The organism is Streptomyces sp. AM 4-1-1, assembly GCF_029167625.1.
In the GTDB taxonomy this organism is placed as follows: Bacteria; Actinomycetota; Actinomycetes; order Streptomycetales; family Streptomycetaceae; genus Streptomyces.
This window is the reverse complement of the sequence record NZ_CP119145.1, coordinates 5,493,460-5,513,788: the sequence shown is the minus strand read 5'-3', so window position 1 is coordinate 5,513,788 and position 20,329 is coordinate 5,493,460. Positions and strand designations below refer to the sequence as shown.

Sequence of the window (20,329 nt, the reverse complement as noted above, 5' to 3'; positions counted from 1 at the left end):
TCCGGGCCTCGGGGCTCCCGGCGTCCGCCGCCGACCGCCCTGCCACGCCGGATCGTTCGTCCCTTGACCGTGCATCGCCCGTCGCCCCCCTCGCCTTCACATGCTCACCGCCACCGTCCCTGCCACGGCGCGGCCCCCGATTCGGGACGATACACCAGACTCGTCACTCAGGGACATAGCTTATCTACTCTCAGTGACGATACGAGGTGCTGTCGCCACCCTGCGCAGCGAAGTGGCCCCACAGCGTGGTCAGCCGGTGGTGAGCACGAGGTTGCGCAGCGGCTCCCCCGCCGCGAACCGGGTGAGCTGACCGGCCAGCAGACGCCTGGCGCGCGGCAGGAACGCCGAGGTGCTGCCGCCCACATGAGGCGTGATGAGGACGTTCGGAGCATGCCAGAGAGGATGGCCCGCGGGCAGCGGTTCCGGATCAGTGACGTCGAGGGCGGCGCGCAGGCGGCCGGACTCCAGTTCGGCCAGCAGGGCCCCGGTGTCCACGACGGGGCCGCGCGCGACGTTCACCAGGAGCGCCCCGTCCGCCATCGCGGCGAGGAACGGGGCGTCCACCAGCCCTTGTGTGGCGGGGGTGAGCGGGGTGACCAGGACGACGACATCGGCTTCGGGCAGCAGCGCGGGCAGCTCGTCGATCGCGTGTACGGGACCGCGCGCGGTGGTTCGCGCGGAGCGCGCGACGCGCACCAGCCGCGCGCACTCGAAGGGTTCGAGCCGGTCCTCGATGGCGGCGCCGATCGCCCCGTACCCGACGATCAGGACGGACTTGTCGGCGAGCGCGGGATAGAAGCCGGTGCGCCAGTCCTCGTTGTCCTGGCCGCGCACGAAGCCGGGGAGGTCGCGCAGGGATGCCAGGATCAGGGCGAGGGCCAGCTCGGCGGTCGACGCCTCGTGGACCCCCTTGGCGTTGCACAGCTGAACGCCGGGCGGCAGCTGCCCGAGGTGGCGCTGGACGAGGTCGGTGCCGGCGGAGAGGGTCTGCACCACCCGTACACCGCTCAGTACGGCGAGCGGGCGGACGGCGACCTCCGGCCCCTTCAGGTAGGGGACCACGTAGAACGCGCAGTTCGCGGGGTCGGCTGGGTAGTCCCGCCCGCCGTCCCAGAAGTGGTAGTTGAGACCCTCGGGGAGTCCGTCGATCCCGTCGATCGCGATCGGCAGCCATACGTCCTGATTCCGGGGCGATGTCCTGGTGGAAGTCATGGCCAGGAGGCTATGCGAAGCGTGACCGGCCGACGGCAGAGGTTAGTTTGGGGTGCGGTGGGGCCCCGCGACGGCGGGACCGAGGAAGGGTTCGGGGAGTTGGAGCGCAGGACTATCGGTGCGGCGGCGCTCGCCGTGGGCTCGGTCGGGCTCGGCTGCATGCCGATGAGCTGGGCGTACAGCGCGTCCCAGCAGCGCGGCGACCGCTCGTTGCGTACCGTGCACGCCGCACTCGACGCGGGCGTCCGACTGCTCGACACGGCCGACATGTACGGCCCCTTCACCAATGAGCTGCTGGTGGGCAGGGCGCTGAAGGGCCGGCGGTCCGAGGCGTTCGTCTCCACCAAGTGCGGGCTGCTGGTGGGCGATCAGCACATCGTGGCCAACGGCCGCCCCGGCTATGTGCGGCGGGCCTGTGACGCCTCGCTGCGCCGGCTCCAGACCGATGTGATCGATCTGTACCAACTGCACCGGGCCGACCCCGAGATACCGGTGGAGGAGACCTGGGGCGCGATGGCCGATCTGGTCTCGGCGGGAAAGGTGCGGGCGCTCGGTCTGTGCGCGGTCGGTGCGCGTGCCTCGCGCCGGTCGGGGGCGCGGACGCATGACGGAACGATCCGCCAACTGGAGCGGGTGCAGCAGGTGTTCCCGGTGAGCGCGGTGCAGGCGGAGCTGTCGGTGTGGTCGCCGGAGGCGCTGGAGACCCTGCTGCCGTGGTGCGCGGCGCGGGGTGTGGGTGTGCTGGCGGCGATGCCGCTGGGCAACGGTTTCCTGACCGGCACGCTGACGCCCGGTCAGGGTTTCGAGCCGCAGGACCTGCGGGCCAGGCATCCCCGGTTCACCGCGGAGATGATGGCGGCGAACCAGCCGGTGGTGGCGGGGCTGCGCAGGATCGCGGAGCGGCACGGGGCGACGGTGGCGCAGGTGGCGCTGGCGTGGGTGCTGCGGCAGGGCGCGCACGTGGTGCCGGTGCCGGGGACGAAGCGCGAGGAGTGGGCGGTGGAGAACGCGCGGGCGGCGGACGTGGAGCTGACGGCGGGGGACCTGGCGGAGATCGACGCGCTGCCCCGGGCGCGGGGGTCGTGGGACTGAGCCGAGCGGTACGGGGCCGGGGCGGTACGGGGACCAGGGGTACGGCGACGAGGAGTACGGGCACGGGCGGTACGGGCCCCGCGTGGCCGGCCGGCTCCGTTGGGCGGACGGGTGATGTCGGTGTCGGCCGGGGAAACTTCGGCGACTTCGGGAACCGGGCGGCCGGCCGCGGTGTAAGAACAGTAGTCATGCCGCCGTCGAAGGGACCGATGCTGTGCGCGGTGCTGTGCTGGGATCTGGGCGAGGGTCTGCCGTACCTCGGGGAGCCGTCGTACGAGGGCGGGTCGTGACCGCGCTGTTCGCCGCGTCGCTGCTGCTGTCCGCCGGGTGTGCACCGGACGGCGGTCCGGCGGGCGGGGGGTCGGACGGGTCGGCGTCACCCCGGTCGTCACCCGCCTCTTCGGCGTCCGCCGCGCCCTCCCCCTCGCCGTCGGAGGATGTGGCCGAGCCGCCGCCCGCCAAGGGGTCGGTGAAGGTGGTGTCGACGCTCGCGGAGGGCCTGAACTCTCCGTGGGGGCTCGCGGAGCTGCCCGGTGGTGATCTGCTGGTGACCTCCCGTGACCAGGGCACGATCACCCGGATCGACGGCACGACCGGGAAGAAGACGCTGCTGGGCTCGGTGCCCGGGGTGTCGGCGTCCGGTGAGGGCGGGCTGCTGGGCCTGGCGGTGTCGCCGACGTACGGCACCGATCATCTGCTCTACGTGTATTTCACGACCGCGTCCGACAACCGCATCGCCCGTCTGCTGTACGACGAGGACGAGACGGCGGGCCGGATGCTCGGGGCGCCCGACACGATCGTGCGGGACATCCCGAAGGGGGCCGTGCACAACGGCGGCCGGATCGCGTTCGGCCCGGACCGGATGCTGTACGCGGGCACCGGCGAGACCGGGGACGACGGGCTCGCCCAGGACAAGGAGTCGTTGGCCGGGAAGATCCTGCGGATGACACCGGACGGTGAGCCGGTGCACGGCAATCCGTCGGCGGACTCCCTGGTGTACTCGTACGGGCACCGCAATGTGCAGGGCCTGGCCTGGGACGGGCGGAAGCAGCTGTGGGCGTCGGAGTTCGGGCAGGACACCTGGGACGAGCTGAACCGCATCGTGCCCGACGGCGACTACGGCTGGCCGGAGGTCGAGGGCACGAAGGGCAGGAAGGGGTTCATCGACCCGGTCGCCCAGTGGAAGACGTCCGAGGCGTCACCGAGCGGGATCGCGTTCGCCGGGGGATCGATCTGGATGGCGGGCCTGCGCGGTGAACGGCTCTGGCGGATTCCGCTCTCCGGTGACGCGGCCGGGGAACCTCTGGCGGCCCCCCAGTCGTTCCTGGAAGGGAAGTACGGCCGTCTGCGTACCGTGCTCGCCGCGGGCGGCGACAAGCTCTGGCTCGTGACCAGCGAGACGGACGGCCGTGGCACCCCGAAGCCGGGAGACGACAGGATTCTGGTGCTGGAGGTGCGGTGACGTCGTCCGCGGGGGACGGCCAGGGTCTCTCGTCCGGACCGGGCCGGATCAGGGAGCGGGCCGGTGCCGTGCGCCGCGAGGCGGAGGAGGCAGTCATGGCGGAGCCGTGCCGACCGACGACAACGCCGCGAGGTGCGGTGCCCGAGCCCGCGAGCCCGGCCTGACCCGAACGGAAGGCCCTGAGGGGCGACAGCCCCGCTGGAAGGAGCGCGGCCGGTGTTCAACTTCTTCGAGGAACTCTTCGCCCCCGGCCGTAAACACGCCGCCGAGGAACAGAAGCGGCTGGAGCTGAGCCGGGTGGATCTCGGTGTCGGCGACCCCGGGCGCGGGCCGATAGACCTCTCGTCGGGCAAGGTGACCGTCCGGGCTCCGGATTCGGAGTCCGGGGCGACGCCGGAGGGCGGACGAGAAACGGGTGCCGAGGCCGCCACCTCGGAAGGCCCGGACCCGGAGAAGGACACGGGTCCGGGCGGGGGCGCCGACGACGGCCGGTGACCGGGCCGGTCGTCCGGCCGTGCGCACTCCGGGCGGAGGCGGCGGCGGTGAGCCGATGCCGCCCCGCGCCGCCCCCGGGGCGGCGCGGGCCCCGGGGGCGGCCCCGCCCGGCGGCGGTGCGGTGGTTGTGCTCAGCCTGCGGCGGGTGTGGCGACGGTGGGCAGGGCGACGAAGAGATCGAAGTACATGCCGACCGAGAGCAGCACCCCGATCACCCCGAGCACCACACCGGCCAGGGCGACGGCGCGAATCCAGCCAGGCTGCGGGTGGGCGCTGGGGGCGCCGAAGGCGGGTCGTACGAGCGCGAAGACGCCCACCAGCAGGGCCACCAGCGCGAAGACGCCGTTCACGAAGGCCGTGGTGTGCCAGGCGTCCCCGTAGATCTCGGAGATCTGCTGGGCCGCGCTGCCGCCCGACCCGGTGTGGATCTGGCCGAGCAGCGTCTCGCGCTCGGCGGCGACCCGGCTGGTCCAGCCCCCGGTGAGCGAAACCACGCCGAGCGCGGCGGCGACGACGGCCGTCGCGCCCGCGCCGATCCAGGACGACTCCTTGGTGTGCGGATCGTCCTCCGCCGCTTCGTCGTCGAGACTCTCGGCATCGGCGTCGGTGCCCGCGTGGGCCCCGGGCCCGCTCCCGTCGGCGGTCTCGCTCCCGTCCGGGGCGTCCGCCGGCTCGGACGCGGCCCGGTCCTGGGCTTCGGGTGCTTCGGGTGTGGTGGTCGCCTCCGTCGCGGTCCTGTTCTCGCGGTCGTCGTCCGCGGCGGTGACTGTGGGGGTCTTGGGAGTCGTGGGGTTCATGAGGCGCACGCTAGGCGCCGCGCATGAGAACCCGCTTAACGTTTCGCCCGCCCCGGCCGCTCACCGTTTCGCGCGGCGCCACTCCGGCGCCAGTACGGACCAGATCTCGGTGTCCTGGCGTACGCCCCGGTACGGCGTGTCCTCCCGCAGCACCCCGTCGCGGGTCATGCCGAGCCGCTGGGCAACGGCCACACTGCGGGTGTTCGCGGAGGACGCGCGCCACTCCACCCGGTGCATCCCGCGCTCCTCCACCGCCCAGTCGATCAGCTTCCGCGCCGCCCGGGTCACCAGGCCCCGCCCCTGACCGGCGGGCTCCAGCCAGCAGCCGACCTCGCAGACGCCAGAAGCGGCGTCGAAGGCGGGGAACATCACGCCGCCGACGAGTGTGCCGTCCAGCCGGATGCCGTATATCCGTCCGGTGTCGGTCGCCTGCCGGTCCGCGTACCGCTGGAGCAGTGCGCGCGCCGACTCCAGGTCGGTCGCGTACGAGGCGAACGGAATCCACGGGTCCACGAGATCCCGTGCCCGGTCCATATGGGCGAGGAATTCCGGCGCCTGCCAGATCTCCAGCGGGCCCAGTTCGGCCCCGTCGTCCCCCAGGGACACCGCGAACATCGTCCTCCCCTTCCGTCGTCTCCGTCTGCGCCGCGCCAGGTGCTCCGCCGGTCTCGGCCGGCCGCCGTGGCCGTACGTCTCAGCGGACGCGTTCGAGCGGCACGGGCTCGGCGGCCCCGGCCCGTTCGGCCGGTCCGGCGCCGTCGCCCGTACGCGCTCCCGGGATCTTCGCACGGGGCGCCGCCGCGTGGTCCGGTGGCTCGATGCTGATGTGCGGCAGCCGCCGGTCCAGCCAGCGGGGCAGCCACCAGTTCGCACCGCCCAGCAGATGCATCAGCGCGGGCACCAGCAGGGTACGCAGGACGAACGCGTCCAGGGCGACCGCCGCCGCGAGCGCGATGCCGAACATCGCGATGACCCGGTCGCCGCTGAGCACGAAGGCGAGGAACACCGAGATCATGATGACGGCGGCGGAGTTGATCACCCGGCCGGTCTCGGCCAGTCCGACCCGTACCGCACGGCGGTTGTCACGGGTCTCCAGCCACTCCTCCCGCATCCGGCCGACCAGGAAGACCTGGTAGTCCATGGAGAGCCCGAAGAGCACGGAGACCATGATCACCGGCAGGAACGGTTCGATCGGACCGGCGCTGCCGAGTCCCAGCAGCTCGCTCCCCCACCCCCACTGGAAGACGGCGACGACCACCCCGAACGACGAGGCCACGGCGGCGATGTTCATCACGGCCGCCTTCAGCGGGATGCCGACGGACCGGAACGCCAGCAGCAGGAGCAGACAGCCGAGCCCGATGACCACCCCGATGAAGAGGGGGAGTTTCCCGACGGCCACCTGCCCGAAGTCGTCGTAACCCGCCGTCACTCCGCCCACCTCGACCTGGAGCGAGGTGTCGTGCTCGGCCTTCGGCAGCACCTGGGCGCGCAGACGCTCGACGAGTTCGCTGGTGTGCTGCGACTGCGGCGCGGTCGTCGGTACGACGGTGACGAAGGCGGTGTCCCCGCTGCCGTTGTACGTGACCGGGCCGACCGAGGCGACCCCCTCGGTGCCGCGCACGGCGGCGGGCAGGCCGTCCATGGCGAGCCGGTCGTCGGCGCCGTCGAGCCGCGCGGCCAGCGTCAACGGCCCGTTGACGCCGGGCCCGAATCCGTCGGCCAGCAGGTCGTACGCCTGCCGGGTGGTGGACGAGGTCGGGTTGTTGCCCTGGTCCGAGGTGCCCAGGTGCAGCGAGAAGGTGGGGATCGCGAGGACCAGCATCACCGCTGCGGCGCAGGCGCCGAGCAGTTTGGGATGCCGTTCGACGAACACGGCCCACCGGGCGGCGAGACCCGACGGGGTCTCGGGGCGCGGTCCGTGTTCGGCGAGCTGCCGCCGTTCGCGCCGGCTCAGCGCCCGCATCCCGATGAAGGACAGCAGGGCGGGCAGCAGCGTCACCGAGGCGGCGACGGTCAGGACGACGGTGAGCGAGGCGGCGATGGCGACGCCGTTGAGGAAGCTGAGCCGCAGGATCAGCATCCCGAGCAGGGCGATGCAGACGGTGGCCCCGGCGAAGACGACGGCCCGCCCGGTGGTGGTCACGGCGTGCCGTGCCGCCTCGTCGGGCGCCATGCCCCGGCGGAGCCCCGTGCGGTGCCGGGTGACGATGAACAGGGCGTAGTCGATCCCGACACCGAGCCCGATCAGCATGCCCAGCATCGGGGCGAAGTCGGCGACCGTCATCACATGCCCCAGCAGCACGATCCCCGCGTAGGCGGTGCCGACGGAGACGAGCGCGGTGGCGATGGGCAGCAGGCTGGCGGCGAGCGATCCGAAGGCCAGGAAGAGCACCGCCCCCGCGACCACCACTCCGATGATCTCGCTGAGGTGCACGGACGAGGTCTCGGTCAGGGCGATCGCGCTGCCGCCCAGCTCCACCTGGAGTCCGTCGCCGGACGCCTCCTTCGCGGTGTCGACGACGGCCCGCGCCTGCTGCGGCGTGATGTCGTCGGCCTGCTGGTCGAAGGTGATCGTGGCGTAGGCGGTGTGCCCGTCCGCGCTGATCCGGTCGGCGCCAACCGCCCCGTACGGGCTGCTGACACCGCCGACACCGGGCAGTTCGGCGATCTCGTGGAGCGTCCGGGTCATCGTCTGCCGGACGTCGGTGGCCCGGACGGTGCCGTCCGGGGTGTGCCAGACGACGGTGTCCGTATCACCGCCGAGGTCGGTGAACCCCTCGGTGAGGAGGTCGGTGGCGCGACCGGCTTCCGTACCCGGGATGTCGTAGTCGTTGGTGTACGCGGAACCGGCGACACCGGCCGCGGTGGCGGCTCCGCCGAGTGCGGCGAGCCAGATGAGGAGGGCGACGAGACGGTGCCTGATGCACCACCGGGCGATGGCTGCCAACGGACGTTCTCCCTGAGGGTTCGATGGATCTTGCTCGGGGAGATCGGGGAGAACTGCCCGTGAAGAACACATGACCTGCGGAGACAACTCTCGCAGCCGAACGTGATCCTTTGTCCGTTTCGTGGCCTTACTCACATGGACACGAGGGCATAAGACGGACATGAGTCCGCTCGTCGGCACGGCGGCCCGGAGCACACTTCCGGTCGCTCCGGACCGCCCCCGTCATCACTCCGGAGCGTGTTTCCTCTCGCTCCGGACCACCGCTTCCCCCTCGCTCCGGACCACCGCTTCCCCCCTCGCTCCGGACACGGCTTCCTCCCTCGCTCCGGGGCCGGCCTCCCCGTCCCGCCCTCACCCCGAGACGCTGGCCCTGCCGTTCTCGATGTGCCCCATCAGCCGCCGCCGGAAGGTGGCGTCCCCCTCCGCGGTGACGGCGAGGTCGTACCAGCCGTGCGCGTCGGCCGACGAGTGGACCACCGTGCGTTCGCGGCCGGGTTTGACGGTGATCCGCCGGGTCCAGTCCCGCAGGTCCGCCTCGTCGACATAGCCGAGCGGGCGCACGGTGAAGGTGAGCGTCGTCCGCCCGGTGTTGCTCAGGGTCAGGTGCAGATCGCGCTCATGGGCGTCGATCCGGGACGCCACCTCGGCGGTCCCGCCGGCCCGCCCCGCGAACTCCCGGCGGAAGCCGTTCGGGCCGGTGACCGTGAAGCGGTAGGCGTCCCCGTCGAGAGGCACCCGCCACTGCGCGGTGCCCTTCACATCGCGGTGCTGCGGCACCGGGAACTCCCCGGCGTACGGGTAGAGCGTGAAGTGCGCCGACGACCGGCCGGTGTTGCGGAGCGCGATCCGCACGGCCCCCTTCACCGTCGTCGCCTGCGCGTCCGGCTGGTACGGCAGCGGCCTCGCCGGGCGGGTCCCCGCCTCCTGCACGGGCATGCGCTGCGCCAGCGGCGGTCGCGGCGACCAGCGCCCGCTGAACGCCGGTACGGCGCCCGGCCGTGCCACGTCCGGCCGCCGCCCGGCCCGGCCGAAGTCGAAGGCCGAGGTCAGATCGCCGGTGACGGTGCGCCGCCAGTCGCTGATGTTCGGCTCCCGGACCCCCGTCCAGCGCTCCAGGAAGCGGATCACCGAGGTGTGGTCGAAGACCTCGGAGCAGACATGGCCGCCGACCGTCCACGGCGACACCACCAGCAGCGGCACTCGCATCCCCAGCCCGGTGGGCCTGCCCTGCCAGCGCTCCTCGGTCACCTCGGGCGGCGCGACCGGCGGCGGCACGTGGTCGAAGAAGCCGTCGTTCTCGTCGTAGTTGACGAGTACGACGGTGTGCCGCCACACATCGGGGTGCTTGCCCAGCGCGTCGAGGACCTTGTAGACGATCGTGGCGCTGTGGACCGGCGACGACACGCTCGGATGCTCGGAGTCCACGGCCGACGGCACCAGATAGGAGACCTCCGGCAGCGTGCCCGCCGCGACGTCGGCGGCGAACGCGTCCGCGAGCGTCCCCGTCTCCACCCGGCGCAGCGCCCGCTCGAACAGGCTGCGTTCGCGGCGGTTCAGCGTGGCGACGCCCGCCTCCAGCCGGGCGAGCAGCCCGGCCCGCTCCCGCGGATCGTCCGTACCGCGCACGGCCGCGTAGAAGGACTCCATGTACGTGTGCCCGCCGGTCTTCGCCAGCGCCTTGCGGGCCACCGCCTTGAACGTCGTGAAGAACTCGATCTGGTTGTCGGTGAAGTTCTCCCACTCGGTGTACGTGCGCCAGCTGCGCCCGGCCTTCTCCAGCCGTTCCGCGTAGGTGCTCCAGCCGTATCCGGGATGAGCGGCCTCGTCGTACGCGTCGTTCCCGACGGCCCGCGCGCCGTTCGGTTCGAAACCCGTCCTCCCGCTCCACAGGTGGTTGCGGTTGGGGCTGGTGGAGGAGTGGATGGACGAGTGGTAGGCGTCGCAGACGGTGAAGGTGTCGGCGAGTTCGTAGTGCAGGGGCAGATCGCGGCGGTCGTAGTAGGCCATGGTGGCGGCCGACTTGGCGCCGACCCAGCCGTTCATCCAGCCGTCGGCCCACGCCTTGGCGCCGCCGTTCCAGGAGTGGTCGAGCGCACCGATGTACTGGAGGTCCTTCTTCTGCGCCTCGGCCGCCTCCCGCACCGGGAAGGGCAGTACGGAGGTGCCCCCCGCCCCCGGCTGCTCGAAGACCGGCTTTCCACCGGGCAGTTCGACGGCGTTGCGGTCGCCGAAGCCGCGTACCCCGCGCAGCGCACCGAAGTAGTGGTCGAAGGAACGGTTCTCCTGCATCAGGATCACCACGTGCTTGACGGCGTGCAGTCCACCGCCGGCGAAACCCGGACCGTGCGCGGGCCGCGCGATGGCGGTCTGCAGGGACGGTGGCAGCAGCGAACCGGCCGCCCCCGCCCCGAGGGCGCCGCCGCCGAGCGCGAAGAGCCGTCGCCGTGAGATGTCCGTGGTCAAGTGAGCCTCCCGAGTCCGTTCGTACGGCGGGGAAACTAATCAAGCCGGATGGCGGCGCGAAGGCGTCCGTGCGACCCCGGGGTGAACGTCCGCCCCTCCCCCGGCCGGCCTCCCTCGCAGGCGCGTGTCACGTGTCGCCGGTCACTTCCCGGGGCTCCCAGGATTGACGGGCCGTTGACCTGGGTACCGCGCACGCGGCAGTCTAAGGACCTGCCAATCGTGTTGACCGGGGGGACAGTTGAACAGCGCTTCGCATCACATCGGACCGGATTCCGCACCGGACCGGTACCGCCTGCTCAACTCCATCGGGAGGGGCGGCGAAGCCGTCCTCTACCGGGCGGAGATCGAGCTGGGCGGGGAGCCCGAGACCGTGGTCGTGAAGGTCCTGGACTCGAAGACCACGATCACCATCGAGCAGTTCCAGCGGCTCAGCGCCAAGTGGCAGGAGCAGGCGGAACTGCTGCGGTTCGTGAACCGGCCCGGGGTGGTCGGGGTGCGCGAACACTTCGAGGGCCCGCCGATCCACGGTTCCGGGGAGTCGGGGACCGCCGCGGGCCGTGCCCTCGTCCTCGTCATGAACCACGTCGGCGGACTCGACCTGCGGGACTGGCGGGCGGAGCGCACGCTCTCCTCGCACGCCGAGCGGCGCGAGGTGCTGCGGACGCTCGAACAGCTCGCGGACGTGCTGGACTGGCTGCACTCCGGGAAGGCCGCGCCGTCCGGGCGGACCGTGGTCCACGGTGACCTCTCGCCCGGCAATGTGATGGTCGACGCCCACGGCCAGGCCACCCTCGTCGACTTCGGGCTGAGCAAGCTGACCGCCGACCACCAGACGGCGGAGGTCTGGTTCACACCTGGCTACGCGGCCCCCGAGGTGTTCGAGGGCAAGCGGTCGCCGGGCACGGACAAGTACGCCTTCGGCGCCATCGCGTACTTCCTGCTGAGCGGACAGGCCCCGCCCAGCTCCCCGGAGCAGCTGCGGGCCGCGCTGGGGGCGCTCCCTGAGGTCGCCGCCGTCGAACCGGAGCGGGCCGAACGCATCCTGAGCGTCTGCGCGGCCGACCCGCACCAGCGGCCGGAGACGCTGACGGCCTGGGTGAAGGACGTACGGTCGGCCGTGGTGTCGACCACCAGGTCCGGGCCGTCCGTGCGGGACGCCGCGCCCCCGCTCCCGTCGGCCGCGCCGGCCGCGCACGCCGCTCCGGCCCCGGAGCCGCCGGCCGTGCCGAAGCCGCCACTGCTGCCGCCGCCGTCGGCGGAGCCCGCCCCGGGCGGATTCGGGCCACCGATCACCGCGTCGGCCGACCCCGGGGTGCCGCTGCCCAGCACGGTCCCGCCCACCGGGCCGGCCGGCCCGGACGGCCCGGCCGGCCCGGCCGGCCCGGCCGGACCCGTGGAGCCGGTGGGTCCGAACGCCACGACGCCGCAGCCCTACCCGGACCCGGCCTCCCTGTCGCTGCCGCCCGTGAAGAAGAAGCGGCGGGTGCTGGCACCCGCGCTGGCCGTGCTGCTGGCGGCCTCGATCGGTGTGAACGTCGTCCAGGGGCTGACGAAGGACGACGGCGGTACGAAGACGGGGGCGGCGCCCGGACCGACCGTGACCGTCACCGAGACGGCCGCCACGGACGGATCGTCCGGCGCTTCCGGCGATCAGGTGAACGGGGACGGCGAGGAGACGCCGGCGGACGCCTCCCCCAGCCCGTCGGTGGACCTGGCGGAGGTGACGGACGCCAAGGAGGTGGCGCTGACCACCGTCCAGAGCGTCGACAAGACCGACGCCGAACTCATCGTGGGCGAGGCGACGTTCAACGGGAAGTACTACAACGACACGCTCCTGGTGGACAAGTCCGGTTACAACTGCGGGGTCACCGAGTACAACCTCGGCCGCAACTGGAACACCTTCGACCTCGTCGCGGGCATCGACGACTCCACCAGGGACAAGGTCGCCCGGCTGGAGATCAGCGTGGACGGCAAGTCCCTCTTCGCGGCCAACGTCACCCTGGGCCACCCGCAGGCGCTCTCCCTGGACGTCAGGAACGGGCTGCGGCTGGTCATCTCCTATCCGGAGGTCGCGGACACCTGCCCCAACAGTCTTCTGGCACTGGGCTCGCCCGTCCTCAGGAAGTAGCCCCGACCGCTCCTCCGGGCCCTACGGCCCGTCAGGGGCCGATCAGCGCCAGCGCGCCCCACAGCGCCACCGTCGACGCCACCAGGGTCGCCGGTACGGTCAGCAGCCCGAGCCGGGTGAAGTGCCCGAGCTCGGGCTCGACGCCGTGGGCGCGGAGAATCCGGCGCCACAGCAAGGTGGCGAGCGAGCCGACATAGGTGAGGTTCGGGCCGAGGTTCACGCCGATCAGGGCGGCGAGCACCGGCCCCGGACCGGCCGCCGCGACCACCGGCAGCAGGGCCAGGATCGCGGGCAGGTTGTTGATCAGATTGGCGAGCACGGCCGCCACGGCGGCCACCACCAGCAGGGCGGGCAACGACGCCCCTTCCGGCAGCAGCCGTTCGATGCCGGAGCCCAGCCCGTTGTCGACGACCGCCCTGACCACCACGCCCAGCGCCAGCACGAAGAGACAGAACAGCGGACCGGCCGAGCGCACCAGTCCCACCACCGTCGTCCTGCGCTGTCCCAGGGCCCGCGCCGCGAGGACCACGGCCCCGGCCAGCGCCGCCCACAGCGGCTCCACCCCGGCGAACGAGGTGACGGCGAACCCGGCCAGGGTCAGGGCGAGCACCACGAGCGTGAACACCGGTACGCCGGGCCGCTCGGCCACCGGCTCCGGCGGGTGCGCCCCGGCCGCCAGGTCCGCCGCGAAGACCCGGCGGAGGACCAGGTACTCGACGCCGACGGCCGCCAGCCAGGGCAGCGCCATCAGCCCGGCGAACCGGGTGAAGGACAGCCCGCTCGCGGTGAACGCCAGCAGATTCGTGAGGTTGGACACCGGCAGCAGCAGGGAGGCCGAGTTGGCGAGGTGGGCGCAGGCGTAGACGTACGGACGCGGCCTGGCCCCGACCCTGGCCGCGGTGGCGAGGACGACGGGGGTCAGCAGGACGACGGTCGCGTCCAGGCTGAGGACGGCCGTGACGACGGCGGCGACGGCGAAGACCCCGCCGAGCAGCGGCCCGGTCCGTCCGCCGCAGGCGCGGGCGACGAGGTCACCGGCGGCCGTGAACAGCCCCTCGTCGGCGCAGAGCCGGGCGAGCACCAGGATCGCGGCGAGGAAGCCGACGACCGGCAGCAGGGTCTCCAGCTGGGCGCGGGCGTCGGACAGCGACACCGCGCCGGCCAGGACGACGATCACGGCGGCGGGCACGGCGACGACCGCCTCGGGCAGCCCCCGGGGGCGTACGACGGCGAACGCCAGCACTCCGAGCAGCAGCGTGACGGAGACGGTCTCGGCGGTGACGGTGTTCAGCGGACTCTCCCGGGCTGCGGAACCATCGGGGCGGGTGGACGGGCGGGGGCCCGCCGGAGGCGCCGCGACGACGGAACGGCCGCGGCGGGCACGGCGACCGGGGAGACCCGGCCCGGGACCGGCCCACGGGGTGCGGGTGGAACCGGTGAAGGGGCGGCGCACCCCGCTCACGGGAGGGGCGCCGCCCCTTCACTCACGTACCACGCGCGACGTCACGTACCGCGTACGGCACGACGTCACGCACCGCACGCGACATCACATGGCGCGCGCGGCGGCCGGATTCAGCCCTCGACGCCGAGCTTCTCCAGGATCAGCTCACGCACCCGGGCCGCGTCCGCCTGGCCCCGGGTGGCCTTCATGACCGCGCCGACGAGCGCGCCCGCCGCCGCGACCTTGCCACCGCGGATCTTGTCCGCGACGGCCGCGTTGGACGCGATGGCCTCGTCCACGGCCGCGCCCAGCGCGCCCTCGTCGGAGACCACCTTCAGGCCGCGCTTCTCGACGACGGTGTCCGGGTCGCCCTCGCCCGCGAGGACGCCCTCCAGGACCTGCCGGGCCAGCTTGTCGTTGAGGTCCCCCGAGGCGACGAGCGCGGCGACCCTGGCGACCTGGGCCGGGGTGACGCCCAGCTCGTCGAGACCGCGGCCGGTCTCGTTGGCGTTGCGGGCCAGCTCGCCCATCCACCACTTGCGGGCCTGGTCCGAGGGGGCACCGGCCTCCGTCGTGGCGACGATCAGGTCGACCGCGCCCGCGTTGAGGATCGACTGCATGTCGTGCTCGGAGACGCCCCACTCCTCGCGGAGCCGGTTGCGGCGCACCCGCGGCAGCTCGGGCAGTCCCTCGCGCAGTCCCTCGACCCACTCGCGGGAGGGGGCCACCGGAACCAGGTCCGGCTCGGGGAAGTAGCGGTAGTCCTCGGCGTTGTCCTTGATGCGGCCGGACGTGGTGGAGCCGTCCTCCTCGTGGAAGTGCCGGGTCTCCTGGAGGATCGTGCCGCCCGCGTTCAGCACCGCCGCGTGGCGCTGGATCTCGAAGCGGGCCGCGCGCTCCACGGAACGCAGCGAGTTGACGTTCTTCGTCTCGGAGCGCGTACCGAACTTCTCGGTGCCGTTGGGGCGCAGTGAGAGGTTCACGTCGCAGCGCATCTGGCCCTGCTCCATGCGGGCCTCCGACACACCGAGCGCCTTGATCAGCTCGCGCAGCTCGGCGACGTACGCCTTGGCGACCTCGGGGGCCCGCGCGCCCGCGCCCTCGATCGGCTTGGTGACGATCTCGATGAGCGGGATGCCCGCGCGGTTGTAGTCGAGCAGCGAGTGGGAAGCGCCGTGGATGCGGCCGGTGGCGCCGCCGACGTGGAGCGACTTCCCGGTGTCCTCCTCCATGTGGGCGCGCTCGATCTGCACGCGGAAGGTCTCGCCGTCCTCCAGCTGGACGTCCAGATAGCCGTCGAAGGCGATCGGCTCGTCGTACTGGGAGGTCTGGAAGTTCTTCGGCATGTCCGGATAGAAGTAGTTCTTCCGGGCGAAGCGGCACCACTCGGCGATCTCGCAGTTCAGCGCGAGGCCGATCTTGACGGCGGACTCGACGCCGATCGCGTTGACGACCGGGAGCGAGCCCGGCAGCCCGAGGCAGGTCGGGCACGTCTGGGAGTTCGGCTCGGCGCCCAGCTCGGTGGAACAGCCGCAGAACATCTTGGTCTTGGTGCCGAGCTCGACATGGACCTCAAGGCCCATGACGGGGTCGTACGTCGCGAGAGCGTCCTCGTACGACTCCAGGTCAGTGACAGTCACGGTGAAGCTTTCCCTCTCAGCCCAGCAGGACGTCGTCGTCGCCGAGGCGCTTGAGTTCGCGCAGCAGCAGGACGATTCCGGTGGCGATGCCGGCGGCGGTGACGACGGCGTCGACCAGCCGGAGCGTGTCGTTCTCCTCGCGGGCCAGCTTCGCCTGCTTGAAAACGCTCAGCGCACCGAAGGCGGTGGTGCCGATGGACAGATACGTACCGGCCTTGGACTTCTTGAATCCCTTGGCCTTGGTCAGTGCGCTCACAGCGACGGAGCCTCCTCAAGCAGCGGGTGCCCCCACTTTTCCACGAAGGCCGCCTCCACGGCGGCACCGACCTTGTACAGCCGGTCGTCCTTCATGGCGGGGGCGATGATCTGCAGACCGACCGGCAGGCCGTCCTCCGGTGCCAGGCCGCAGGGCAGCGACATGGCGGAGTTCCCGGCGAGGTTGGTCGGGATGGTGCAGAGGTCGGCGAGGTACATCGCCATCGGGTCGTCGGCGCGCTCGCCGATCGGGAAGGCGGTGGTCGGGGTCGTCGGCGAGACGATCACGTCGACCTGCCCGAACGCCTTCTCGAAGTCCCGGGTGATGAGGGTGCGGACCTTCTGCGCCGAACCGTAGTACGCGTCGTAATAGCCCGAGCTGAGCGCGTAGGTACCGAGGATCACGCGGCGCTTGACCTCGTCGCCGAAGCCGGCCTCGCGGGTGAGCGCGGTGACCTCCTCGGCGGACCGGGTGCCGTCGTCGCCGACCCGCAGGCCGTACCGCATGGCGTCGAAGCGGGCCAGGTTCGAGGAGCACTCGGACGGGGCGATCAGGTAGTACGCCGACAGGGCCAGGTCGAAGGACGGGCAGTCCAGCTCGACGACGGTGGCGCCGAGCGACCTGAGCAGTTCGACGGCCTCGTCGAACCGCTGGACGACACCGGCCTGGTAGCCCTCGCCCGCGAACTGCTTGACGACGCCGACGCGCATCCCTTCGACGCTGCCGTTGCGGGCGGCCTCGACGACCGGCGGGACCGGGGCGTCGATGGACGTCGAGTCGAGCGGGTCGTGCCCGGCGATGGCCTCGTGCAGGAGGGCCGCGTCCAGGACCGTGCGGGCGCAGGGGCCGCCCTGGTCGAGGGAGGACGAGAAGGCGACCATGCCGTAGCGGGAGACCGCGCCGTAGGTGGGCTTGACGCCGACCGTGCCGGTGACGGCGGCGGGCTGGCGGATGGAACCGCCGGTGTCCGTGCCGATGGCGAGCGGGGACTCGAACGCGGCCAGGGCCGCCGAGGAGCCGCCGCCGGAGCCGCCGGGGACGCGGGTGAGGTCCCACGGGTTGCCGGTCGGGCCGTAGGCGCTGTTCTCGGTGGAGGACCCCATGGCGAACTCGTCCATGTTGGTCTTGCCGAGGATGACGACGTCGGCGGCCCTGAGCCGCTGGGTGACGGTCGCGTCGTACGGCGGGACCCAGCCTTCGAGGATCTTCGAGCCGACGGTGGTCGGCATGTCCCGGGTGGTGAAGATGTCCTTCAGCGCGAGCGGTACGCCGGCCAGCGGGCCCAGCTTCTCGCCCGCGGCCCTCTTGGCGTCGACGGCGCGGGCCTGGGCGAGGGCGCCCTCGCGGTCGATGTGCAGGAAGGCGTGGACCTTCTCGTCCACGGCCTCGATCCGGGCCAGGTGGGCCTCGGTGACCTCGACGGCCGTCAGCTCGCCGGAAGCGATCTTCCCGGCGATCCCGGCGGCGGTGAGCTTGATGATGTCCGTCTTGATGTCCGTCATGACTTCTTAGTCCTCCCCCAGGATCTGCGGCACCTTGAAACGCTGCTGCTCCTGGGCCGGGGCGCCGGAGAGCGCCTGCGCGGGGGTGAGCGACGGACGGACCTCGTCCGCCCGCATGACATTGGTCAGCGGCAGCGGGTGGGAGGTCGGCGGTACGTCTTGGTCGGCGACCTCGGAGACGCGGGCGACCGCGCCGATGATGTCGTCGAGCTGTCCGGCGAAGTGTTCGAGCTCTTCGCCCTTCAGCTCCAGACGCGCCAGCCGGGCGAGGTGGGCGACCTCCTCGCGCGTGATGCCAGGCATGCAGCGATCCTCAGGGGTTGGTGTGCGGTTTTGGCCCAATCCTATGGGGTCGCCCAAATCCTCGGGCGCCACCCACGGAACACCCGCCACGGAACCGCGCGGCCCGCCCCGGGCACCTCCGGCACGCACCGCCGTCCCCTCGGCGTACACCGGGTGTTTCGGGCATGCGCCGGGGTCCCCGGGCGGGCTTCGCGGTACGCACGGTGGCGGGTACGGGGCCGTGCGGGACCAGGGGCGGGACCGCGTCAGGCCGGGGCGGGGCCCGAGTTGACCGTGCGGCCGGAGGGCCGCTGCTCCGGTTCCGCCGCACCGGCCGCCGCGGCGGCCGCGGCCTCCAGCTCGGCGGGGCGGCGCCAGCCGTGTTCGCCGCGGGCCCACAGCCAGGCAGTGGTCTCGTGCGGGGGCATCGCCGCCGCGACCAGCCAGCCCTGCACCGCGTCGCAGTGCAGATCGCGCAACCGCTCCCACGTCTCGTCGTCCTCCACGCCCTCCGCGACGACCAGCAGCCCCAGGGAGTGCGCCAGATCGACCGTGCAACGGACGATCTCCGCGTCCTCGTTGTCGATGGCGAGCCGGGCCACGAACGACCGGTCGATCTTGAGTTCACTCACCGGCAGCCTGCGCAGATGCACCAGAGAGGAGTAGCCGGTGCCGAAGTCGTCGAGCGACATCTTCACGCCGTGGCCGGTGAGCGCGGCGAGCGTGTCGGCGGCGCGCTGCGGGTCCTCCAGCAGCACGTGCTCGGTTATCTCCAGTTGGAGCGCTCCCGCCGGAACGCCGTGCCGTGCCAGCCGCGCGGCGACCGCGCCCGCGAAGCCCGGGGTGTGGACGTCGCGCGGGGAGACGTTCACCGCGACGGGGACGAACAGGCCCTTCGCCCGCCACCGGGCGACCTGGGCGAGCGCCGTCTCCAGGACGTACTCCGTGAGGTGCGGCATCAGTCCCGACGACTCGGCGATGGCGATGAACTCGTCCGGGGGGACCCGGCCGCGCTCCGGATGCACCCAGCGCACCAGCGCTTCGAGTCCGGCGACCTGTCCGTCGAACCGGACCTTCGGCTGGTAGTGCAGCTCGACCTCGCCCGCGTCCAGGGCGCGCCGCAGATCGCCGAGGAGACCGAGCCGGTCGGGGGTGTTGCTGTCCCGCTTCGACTCGTACACCTCGACCCCGGTACGGTCCCGCTTCGCCTGGTACATCGCCACGTCGGCGCGGCGGAGCAGCCCTTCGGCGTCCAGCGCGTGGTCGGGGTAGACGGCGACGCCCGCGCTCGCCTCAAGGACCAGCGTGAGGCCGTCGAGGTCGAGCGGGGAGGAGAGTTCGGCGACGAGGTGGCGGGCGACCCGCTGGGCGCTGGTGGCGGAGTCGGCGGTCGGCAGCAGCACGGCGAACTCGTCGCCGCCGAGCCGGGCTGCCTCCGCTCCCCTCGGCAGCGCCAGCCGCAGCCGGTCCGCGATCTGCAACAGCAGCCGGTCACCCGCCAGATGCCCCAGGGTGTCGTTGACCGCGCGGAACCGGTCGAGGTCGATCAGGACGAGCGCCGACCGGACTCCGACGGACTCGGCCTCCTCCAGCGCCGCCCAGGCCCGCTCCAGCAGCCACTGACGGTTGGGGAGCCCGGTGAGCGGGTCGCGCAGCTGCTCCTCGGCCCTGGCGCGGGCGATCCAGAGCGTCGAGTCGAGGGCGATCAGCGGGACGGCGAACAGCGGCAGCAGCACCGGCTGGGCCAGTGCGACGACGCAGATCAGCGGGGCGATGCCGAGGAGGGCGACGGCGACGAGCCCCTGCCGGAGCATCGCCGTGCGGGCGATGGTCGGCAGTCCGCCGGCGTGCGGTGCGCGGGCGTACCAGAGCAGGGCCCGGGTGACGAGCAGGTACATGGCGGCGGCGAGCAGCACCTCCGGGACCGCGTCCGCGTTCCAGTGGCGGGGGCGCCAGGGCGACTCGACGGTCGGGACCACGTCGAACGCGGCGAGGACCAGCGCCGCCGCCCCGATGCCGAGTATGTCCACCGCACCGTGCAGGATGCCCTGCCACCAGCGGTGCCTGCGGGCCACGCCCACCAGCACCACGACGACCAGACTGACGAGACCGGCGGGCACCCAGCCGTAGAGCAGCAGTACGGCCAGGGTCAGCGCGGCCCCCGACCCGGTGCCGCCCCACCAGCGGTCGCGGCCGAGCGCGACGAGATGGCCGACGACGATCCCGGTGAGCACGGTGAGGGACCAGCCCACCGCCCCGGACGGGAAGAGCGCCCGGCCGTCGCGCACCGTGTCGCAGAGGCCGATGACGAGCTGGACCGTGGCGACCGCCACGATGGCCGCGCCCACTTTTCGGGTGAGGCCGACGGAACCTCGCAGCCGTGACCCCGGAGCGGCGCTCTCGGTCGGTTTCATTCCGTCCCTCTCACAGCCGGCGGTGCCGATGTCACGCGATGGCCCCCGCTCCCATGCCATCACGACCCAATTCCCACCACGCAGCCGTGCACGGCAGGCGCACACATCAACACTAGGCCGCCGAAGGCTCCGAAGGGCACCGCTCTGCAGCTCTTGCCCGAATGAGGACCAACCCTTTTCCCGGGTCCGCCGTGCTCC

At 72.4% G+C, this 20,329-nt stretch carries 15 protein-coding genes; 4 read left to right on the top strand and 11 right to left on the bottom strand.

The genetic code is table 11. The annotated features are described in order from the left end of the window. Positions 1–249: 249 nt before the first annotated feature. A complete protein-coding gene (locus tag PZB75_RS23455; protein WP_275537271.1) occupies positions 250–1,212 on the bottom strand; it encodes a 2-hydroxyacid dehydrogenase in 963 nt (320 codons plus the stop codon). Between the two features lie 135 nt (positions 1,213–1,347). On the opposite strand from PZB75_RS23455, the gene PZB75_RS23450 reads away from it, so the two are divergent. The 3 genes from PZB75_RS23450 (at position 1,348) to PZB75_RS23440 (ending at position 4,261) form a co-directional block, all read left to right on the top strand. After that, the gene (locus PZB75_RS23450; protein WP_275538836.1) at positions 1,348–2,304 is read left to right on the top strand and encodes an aldo/keto reductase; all 957 of its coding nucleotides are present in this window, start codon (positions 1,348–1,350) and stop codon (positions 2,302–2,304) included. Between the two features lie 286 nt (positions 2,305–2,590). Then, complete coding sequence (locus PZB75_RS23445) at positions 2,591–3,766, top strand: PQQ-dependent sugar dehydrogenase (protein WP_275537270.1); 1,176 nt, start codon at positions 2,591–2,593, stop codon at positions 3,764–3,766. 216 nt (positions 3,767–3,982) lie between these two features. Continuing rightward, the gene (locus PZB75_RS23440) at positions 3,983–4,261 is read left to right on the top strand and encodes a DUF6191 domain-containing protein (RefSeq protein WP_275537269.1); all 279 of its coding nucleotides are present in this window, start codon (positions 3,983–3,985) and stop codon (positions 4,259–4,261) included. Positions 4,262–4,392: 131 nt separating this feature from the next. Here the strand turns inward: PZB75_RS23440 and PZB75_RS23435 are convergent, their stop codons facing one another. The 4 genes from PZB75_RS23435 to PZB75_RS23420 all read right to left on the bottom strand — a co-directional run bounded on the left by PZB75_RS23435 (position 4,393) and on the right by PZB75_RS23420 (position 10,468). Beyond that, entirely contained in the window at positions 4,393–5,058 is a 666-nt protein-coding gene (locus tag PZB75_RS23435; protein ID WP_275537268.1) for a hypothetical protein, read from the bottom strand. Positions 5,059–5,118: 60 nt separating this feature from the next. Next, on the bottom strand, positions 5,119–5,673 hold the full coding sequence (locus PZB75_RS23430; protein WP_275537267.1) for a GNAT family protein: 555 nt from the start codon (positions 5,671–5,673) through the stop codon (positions 5,119–5,121). 79 nt (positions 5,674–5,752) lie between these two features. After that, the gene (locus PZB75_RS23425) at positions 5,753–8,005 is read right to left on the bottom strand and encodes an MMPL family transporter (protein ID WP_275537266.1); all 2,253 of its coding nucleotides are present in this window, start codon (positions 8,003–8,005) and stop codon (positions 5,753–5,755) included. Between the two features lie 351 nt (positions 8,006–8,356). Then, positions 8,357–10,468 carry a phospholipase C, phosphocholine-specific gene (locus PZB75_RS23420; protein ID WP_275537265.1) on the bottom strand — a complete coding sequence of 704 codons (2,112 nt, stop codon included), beginning with the start codon at positions 10,466–10,468 and terminating at the stop codon, positions 8,357–8,359. A 238-nt stretch (positions 10,469–10,706) separates the two neighbouring features. Between PZB75_RS23420 and PZB75_RS23415 the strand changes: the two genes are divergently transcribed. Next, complete coding sequence (locus PZB75_RS23415) at positions 10,707–12,596, top strand: protein kinase (RefSeq protein WP_275537264.1); 1,890 nt, start codon at positions 10,707–10,709, stop codon at positions 12,594–12,596. A 31-nt stretch (positions 12,597–12,627) separates the two neighbouring features. Here PZB75_RS23415 and PZB75_RS23410 read toward each other — a convergent pair whose 3' ends face one another. The 6 genes from PZB75_RS23410 to PZB75_RS23385 form a co-directional block, all read right to left on the bottom strand. Continuing rightward, positions 12,628–13,887 (bottom strand): SLC13 family permease, encoded by a 1,260-nt coding sequence (locus PZB75_RS23410; RefSeq protein WP_275538835.1) that lies wholly within the window; start codon positions 13,885–13,887, stop codon positions 12,628–12,630. 281 nt (positions 13,888–14,168) lie between these two features. Further along, positions 14,169–15,677 (bottom strand): Asp-tRNA(Asn)/Glu-tRNA(Gln) amidotransferase subunit GatB, encoded by a 1,509-nt coding sequence (gatB, locus tag PZB75_RS23405; protein WP_275537263.1) that lies wholly within the window; start codon positions 15,675–15,677, stop codon positions 14,169–14,171. A 16-nt stretch (positions 15,678–15,693) separates the two neighbouring features. Beyond that, complete coding sequence (locus PZB75_RS23400; protein WP_275537262.1) at positions 15,694–15,933, bottom strand: hypothetical protein; 240 nt, start codon at positions 15,931–15,933, stop codon at positions 15,694–15,696. Next, positions 15,930–17,435, bottom strand: a complete 1,506-nt coding sequence (gene gatA / locus PZB75_RS23395) for an Asp-tRNA(Asn)/Glu-tRNA(Gln) amidotransferase subunit GatA (RefSeq protein ID WP_275537261.1) — start codon at positions 17,433–17,435, stop codon at positions 15,930–15,932. Before gatA ends, PZB75_RS23400 begins: the two co-directional genes overlap by 4 nt. Before the next feature lie 6 nt (positions 17,436–17,441). Then, positions 17,442–17,738 (bottom strand): Asp-tRNA(Asn)/Glu-tRNA(Gln) amidotransferase subunit GatC, encoded by a 297-nt coding sequence (gatC, locus tag PZB75_RS23390; protein ID WP_014048481.1) that lies wholly within the window; start codon positions 17,736–17,738, stop codon positions 17,442–17,444. Positions 17,739–17,983: 245 nt separating this feature from the next. After that, positions 17,984–20,131, bottom strand: coding sequence for a bifunctional diguanylate cyclase/phosphodiesterase (locus tag PZB75_RS23385; protein ID WP_275537260.1), 2,148 nt, complete (start codon positions 20,129–20,131; stop codon positions 17,984–17,986). Positions 20,132–20,329: the final 198 nt, after the last annotated feature.